Genomic DNA, 4,606 nt, shown 5'->3' on the forward strand with positions numbered 1-4,606 from the left:
GGTGTTCGCCATCGTCGACAACTTCTTCGGCGGCGACGGGCGCTACCCGACGCGTATCGAAGGCCGCGAGTTCACCGCCACCGAAATGCGGGTGATCCACCTGCTGCTGAAGCAGACCTTCGCCGACCTGCGTGAAGCGTGGGCACCGGTGATGGACGTGGAATTCGAGTACATCAACTCGGAGATCAACCCGCACTTCGCCAACATCGTGACGCCGCGCGAATACGTGGTGGTGTGCCGCCTGCATGTCGAACTCGACGGCGGTGGCGGTGACATCCACGTGACCCTGCCCTACTCGATGCTGGAGCCGATCCGCGAACTGCTCGACGCCGGCATCCAGAGTGACCGCAACGACCGCGACGAGAGCTGGGGCCGCACCCTGCGCGAGCAGCTCAACGTGGCCGAAGTGACCCTGTCCAGCGTGCTGGCCAGCAAGCGCATGACCCTGCGCGACCTGACCCGGCTGAAGGTCGGCGACATCCTGCCGATCGACCTGAGCCCGCAGGTGCCGCTGTGCGTGGAGAACATCCCGGTGTTCACCGGTGAGTTCGGCGTCGCCAACGGCATGAACGCCGTAAAGATCACCGCTACCCATCCGCCGGGCACCCGTCCGCGCGTACCCGTCATCCAGGAAGACCCGCAATGAACGATATCGACGCCCTCGAACCGACCCCGGCCCAGTTCAGCAACCTGCAGGCCGATGAAGCGACCGGCCCGGATTTGAACCTGGACGTGATCCTCGATGTGCCGGTGACGCTGTCGCTGGAAGTCGGCCGCGCCCGCCTGCCGATCCGCAACCTGCTGCAGCTCAACCAGGGTTCGGTGGTTGAGCTGGAACGGGGTGCCGGCGAATCGCTGGACGTGTTCGTCAACGGCACGCTGATCGCCCATGGCGAAGTGGTGGTGATCAACGACCGCTTCGGCGTGCGCCTGACCGATGTGGTCAGCCCCAGCGAGCGGATCCGGAGACTGCGTTGAGCCTGCTCGCCACCACTCTGGCCGTCGCCAAGACGGCCCCGCAGGTCGGCCAGCATGCGCCGGCCGCACCGAGCCTGTTCGGTGCGGTGCTGGCCCTGCTGGCAGTGCTGGCCCTGGTCATCGGCCTGGGCTGGCTGCTCAAGCGCCTGCCCGGCAGCGGCTTCCGCCCAGCCGAGGGCATGAAGCTGGTGGCGAGCCTGAATGTCGGCGCCAAGGAACGCGTGGTGGTGGTCGAGGTCAATGGTCAACAACTGCTGCTGGGCGTCACCGCCGGCGGCATCAACGCCCTGCACACCCTGCCCGAACCGCTGCCACCGCCTGCGCCGGTACGCGTACCCGACCTGAAGAACCTGCCGAATTTCGCCCAGCTGCTGCAACAGCGGCTGCGCAAGGACCCCTGACATGCGTGTGACCCGTTCCCGTCTTGCCACCCTGCTGCCGTGGCTGAGCCTGATCGCCCTGTGCCTGCTGCCTGCGTTGGCGTTCGCCGCCCCGGGCGCGCCGACCACGCCGCTGCCGGACATCAACGTCGGCAAGATCGGCGGTGCGCCGGTCAGCCTGCCGTTGCAGACACTGCTGTTGATGACGGCGATCACCCTGATCCCGTCGATGCTGCTGGTGCTGACCTCCTTCACCCGCATCATCATCGTGCTGGGCCTGCTGCGGCAGGCGCTGGGCACCGGCCAGACGCCGTCCAACCAGGTCCTGCTGGGCCTGGCCCTGTTCCTCACCGCGATGATCATGCTGCCGACCTGGGACAAGGCCTGGAGCACCGGCATGGCGCCGTACCTCAATGGCGAGATCGACTTCCAGACTGCCTGGACGCTGACCACCACGCCGCTGCGCGCCTTCATGCTGGCGCAGATCCGCGAGACCGACCTGATGACCTTCGCCGGCATCGCCGGTCACGGCACCTACGCCAGCCCTGATGCGATTCCGTTCCCGGTACTGGTTGCGTCGTTCGTCACCAGCGAACTGAAGACCGCCTTCGAGATCGGCTTCCTGATCTTCATCCCGTTCGTGATCATCGACCTGGTCGTGGCCAGCGTGCTGATGTCGATGGGCATGATGATGCTGTCGCCGATGCTGGTCTCTGCGCCGTTCAAGATCCTGCTGTTCGTGCTGGTCGATGGTTGGGTGCTGACCGTCGGCACGCTGGCGGCCAGCTTCAATCCGGCCTGATCCGAAGGTCAGCCGAGCATGGCTCGGCTCTACAGAGGCGACGCCGGGCAATACCGGCTGCCGCATTGACCACCGCCGGGCATGGCCCGGCGCTACCGATGGAACCATGATGTCTCCCGAACTTGCCTTGACCGAACTGCGTGGTGGCCTGATTACCGTGCTCTGGGTGGCCGGCCCGCTGCTGCTGACCGTACTGGTGGTCGGCGTGGTGGTGGGCGTGGTGCAGGCGGCGACCCAGCTCAACGAGCCGACCATCGCCTTCGTTGCCAAGGCTGCGGCCCTCACAGCGGTGTTGTTTGCACTGGGCAGCCTGCTGATCGGCCATCTGGTCGAATTCACCACGCTGCTGTTCCAGCGCATCCCGCACCTGATCGGCTAGACGGACGCGCACGCAGATGGACGCCGCCACCCAGATGGCTGCCGACGGCCTGAATGCCTTCGGCATGATCGGCACCGTGCTGTGGACCATGCTGCGCATCGGCGCAGTGGCCATGGCAATGCCGATGATCGGTACCCGCGCGGTGCCCGGCCGGGTGCGGGTGATGCTGGCCGGCACGCTGGCCATTGCGTTGGCGCCGCTGCTGCCGCCGGTACCGGACTGGACCGGTTTCGACGCTGCTACCGTGCTGACCATCGCCCGCGAGCTGGCGATCGGCGTGGCCATCGGTTTCATGCTGCGGCTGGTGTTCGAGGCCGGCGCGATGGCCGGCGAGCTGGTCGCCCAGGGCACCGGTCTTGCATTTGCGCAGATGAGTGACCCGCTGCGCGGCGGCACCTCCGGTGTCATCGGCCAATGGTTCTATCTGCTGTTCGGCCTGCTGTTCTTCACCGCCAACGGCCACCTGGCGCTGATCTCGCTGGTGGTGGACAGCTACCGCGCCCTGCCCATCGGCGCGCCCCTGCCCGACCCGCACGCCTTCTTCAGCATCGCCCCGACCTTCCTGCTGACCGTGCTGCGCGGTGCGTTGACCCTGGCCATCCCGCTGACCGTGGCGATGCTGGCGGTCAACCTGGCCTTCGGCGTGCTGGCCCGCGCCGCGCCGGCGYTGAATCCGATCCAGCTGGGCCTGCCGGTCTCGCTGCTGCTGGGCCTGTTCCTGCTGACCCTGCTGGTCGGTGAAATGGGGCCGCCGGTGCAGCGCCTGTTCGATGCTGCCTTCCAGGCCGCCGGTGCGGTGACCCGCTGACGTGGTCGTCACGTTCTGCTGCTTGCCGTCCCCCCCGGTGCCCGCGTTAGAGTGAATGCGCAGCGACCGGGGGGACGCTGCAACCGGCGGCTCTGGTCGCCCGCCTTGCGCATGCCCCACCGTAGTTTTTCCGTTGACAGGCAGGTCCGGGAGACTGACGAATGCTGGTAGGCACGTACAACCCRTGGCTGGTGGCGACCTCAYTGCTGGTTGCAGTGATGGCGTCCTACACCGCACTGGCGATGGCCGGGCGCACCGTCACCGCGCCCGGCAAGGGCGCGACCTGGTGGTGGCGCCTGGGCGGCGGCTTTGCGATGGGGCTGGGCATCTGGTCGATGCACTTCATCGGCATGCTCGCCTTCGACCTGCCCATTCCACTGGGCTACGACCTGCCCATCACCCTGCTGTCGCTGGCACTGGCAATCGGCTCGTCGGTGTTCGCGCTCTGGCTGGTATCGCTGCGCACCCTGCCCCATCCTCGCCTGGCCGGCGGTGCGCTGCTGATGGGCAGCGGCATCGCCAGCATGCACTACGTGGGCATGGCCGCGATGCGCATGCAACCGGGCATCGACTACCAGCCGGTGTGGCTGCTGCTGTCGCTGCTGGTCGCGGTGGCCGCGTCGTGGACTGCCTTGTACGTGGCCTTCCGCCTGCGCGCGCAGCACACCCGCATCGGCGACCGCCTGGCCGCCGCCGGCCTGCTTGGCCTGGCCATCGTCGGCATGCACTACACCGGCATGGCTGCCGCCCGTTTCCCCGAGGGCAGCRTCTGCGGCGCAGCGGTGGGCGATGGCCTGCAGAACAACTGGCTGGCGATGCTGGTGGTGGTGCTGACCGTGGCGATCCTGGCGGTGGTGCTGGTGGTGTCCTGGCTGGACCAGCGGGTGGAGGCGCAACTGTTGCGCCTGCGCAATTCGCTGCTCAGCACCTCCTTGACGGACGCCCAGCAGGAACTGACCCAGGCCGCGCTGCACGACCCGCTCACCCGCCTGCCGAACCGGCTGCTGCTGCAGCGGCGCATCCTGCAGGCGCTGGCCGAGGCCGAACAGGGCGGCAGCCGCTTCGCGGTGATGTTCATGGATCTGGATGGCTTCAAGCAGGTCAACGATGCCTATGGCCACCAGGCCGGCGATGCGCTGCTGGTAGCCGTGGCAGAACGTACCCGCCAGCTGCTGCGGCCGCACGACATGCTGGCACGGCTGGGCGGCGACGAATTCGTGCTGGTGGTGCGCATCGAACAGGACGAGGACCTGCCGACC

7 protein-coding genes are annotated in these 4,606 nt (G+C 67.5%); all 7 read left to right on the forward strand.

Going from position 1 to position 4,606, the window contains the following annotated elements:
- Nucleotides 1-646, forward strand: a 646-nt coding sequence (locus AC1VAN_RS12535) for a FliM/FliN family flagellar motor switch protein (RefSeq protein ID WP_480985900.1), incomplete at its 5' end; no start/stop codon positions are given.
- Nucleotides 643-978: a flagellar motor switch protein FliN gene (gene fliN, locus AC1VAN_RS12540; RefSeq protein WP_025878988.1), complete on the forward strand. Its 336-nt coding sequence runs from the start codon at nt 643-645 to the stop codon at nt 976-978. The genes AC1VAN_RS12535 and fliN, both read left to right, overlap by 4 nt.
- Nucleotides 975-1,379: a flagellar biosynthetic protein FliO gene (gene fliO, locus AC1VAN_RS12545; RefSeq protein ID WP_032974839.1), complete on the forward strand. Its 405-nt coding sequence runs from the start codon at nt 975-977 to the stop codon at nt 1,377-1,379. Before fliN ends, fliO begins: the two co-directional genes overlap by 4 nt.
- A gap of 1 nt (nt 1,380) precedes the next feature.
- On the forward strand, nt 1,381-2,160 hold the full coding sequence (fliP, locus tag AC1VAN_RS12550) for a flagellar type III secretion system pore protein FliP (RefSeq protein ID WP_025878986.1): 780 nt from the start codon (nt 1,381-1,383) through the stop codon (nt 2,158-2,160).
- Between the two features lie 109 nt (nt 2,161-2,269).
- Nucleotides 2,270-2,539, forward strand: a complete 270-nt coding sequence (locus AC1VAN_RS12555) for a flagellar biosynthetic protein FliQ (RefSeq protein ID WP_005413254.1) — start codon at nt 2,270-2,272, stop codon at nt 2,537-2,539.
- Between the two features lie 16 nt (nt 2,540-2,555).
- Nucleotides 2,556-3,347: a flagellar biosynthetic protein FliR gene (fliR, locus tag AC1VAN_RS12560; RefSeq protein WP_032974840.1), complete on the forward strand. Its 792-nt coding sequence runs from the start codon at nt 2,556-2,558 to the stop codon at nt 3,345-3,347.
- 161 nt (nt 3,348-3,508) lie between these two features.
- On the forward strand, nt 3,509-4,606 hold a 1,098-nt coding region (locus tag AC1VAN_RS12565), incomplete at its 3' end, for an MHYT domain-containing protein (RefSeq protein ID WP_480985901.1).

This window comes from Stenotrophomonas sp. 05L44_2 (genome assembly GCF_056665995.1).